1 protein-coding gene is annotated in these 1,567 nt (G+C 29.0%); it reads left to right on the top strand.

Annotated features, from left to right (window positions below; genetic code table 11):
• Positions 1–1,237, top strand: a 1,237-nt coding sequence (locus tag RI01_RS02745) for a toprim domain-containing protein (RefSeq protein WP_017193147.1), incomplete at its 5' end; no start/stop codon positions are given.
• Between the last annotated feature and the right edge of the window lie 330 nt (positions 1,238–1,567).

Raw genomic sequence — 1,567 nt, 5'->3', positions numbered from 1 at the left:
CAACCCCAAATATCGTTTTCCTTGTCCCATCCATCAAGGACAAAACCCAACTTGTTGCCATTTAACTTCAGATAATAAAATTCATTGTTGGAAATGTTGTAAAGATTACGATATTATTGATGTTTATATGGAAATAAGAGGAACTAGTTCTTTTGAAGAAGCTATTAAAAGAATTTTGAATTTCATGAAAACCGAAGAGTTCAAAAAATTAACCCAGAAACAAAATTCAATAATTAATACATCATCAATCCCCCTCAAATACCAATACCAACCTAAAAAAACCAACATCATCATCAACGAAAAAGAAATTAATGCCAAAAAAACACGATTATTAAAAGAAATATCACCTTTATTCAACCAAATAAGAGATTATTATCATTATTTATTAACCACTAATCGCAACAATGAATCTCACCCAGGAATAGAATATTTAACGCAAAAAAGAAAATTAACCCTAGAAACCATCAATGAATTTAAACTTGGTTACGCCCCACTATCTAATAAACCCTTATCTTTTCGATTTGTAAATTATTGCAAAAAGAAAAATATTGATACAACAAAACTAGTTGAATATGGCTTTATTAAAGAAAAAATCAATCAAAAAGGCACTAAATACTATCACGATACTTTCCATGGTTCCATAATTATCCCTATCGAAAACGGTTATAATAAAACATTCCATTTTTATCAAAACAACTTTCACGAAGTTTCTTATTTCCAACCAAAATACAAATCCCTAAATAATTTCAGTCAAACACCCACTTTTCATTTCAGCTATCGTTTTTTTGAAGCTTTACCATATATTAAAAAAGTTAAAATAATCATTATTCATGAAGGTTTTTTCGATGTCGTTAGTTGTTGGCAAAACAATATTAAAAACACGGTCGGTCTAATTTGCGTCACTCAATTACTTTCTCAATCTCAACTAGAAATTCTCAAAAAAGAAAATATAAAAGTCATCATTGCCTTAGATAACGACGAAACAGGGCAAAAACGCAGCGAAGCCTTAGGAGAACAACTTAAAGAAGCAAATATTTTATACGAAATTAGACGAATTTTACCACCTTACGACAAAACTTGCAAAGATGTAGATGATTTATTAAGACAATTTGGAAAACAAGCTTACCAAAAATGTTTTTTAGACCCCTATATCACCTATGAAGAGGCCAAAAAGAAAATCATAGTCGATTTAGCCATTCATTTCTTTGGTGAAGACAAAGTAGAAACAATTAGTTAAATTATTATTTTTTTACACTAAATATATGAACTTATATGTATAATAACATTAACACGCCCCTATAAACGCGTATATACCCCCTAAATTTCGCGATTTTATTTTAGCAAATTAGGGGTTTTTTATTTTTATAACAAAAAAACCAAATAAAAGGAGAAAAAAATGAAAAACGACACAAACCAAGAAATTAGAATTGGGGGCTGGAACTCTAAAACCACCCCTAACGATTTAACTCAAATTAAAAACTTTTTAAAAATATTAAAAGAAGATTTAATCAATCTCACTATTATCTCTCATTCTAAAAAGAAAAACACCTATCAAGAAGCTAATTAC

The organism is Italian clover phyllody phytoplasma str. MA1 (assembly GCF_000300695.1).
Lineage (GTDB): Bacteria > Bacillota_I > Bacilli_A > Acholeplasmatales > Acholeplasmataceae > Phytoplasma.
Note: the sequence above shows the minus strand (reverse complement) of the source record. Positions and strands in the feature narration are given on the sequence as shown.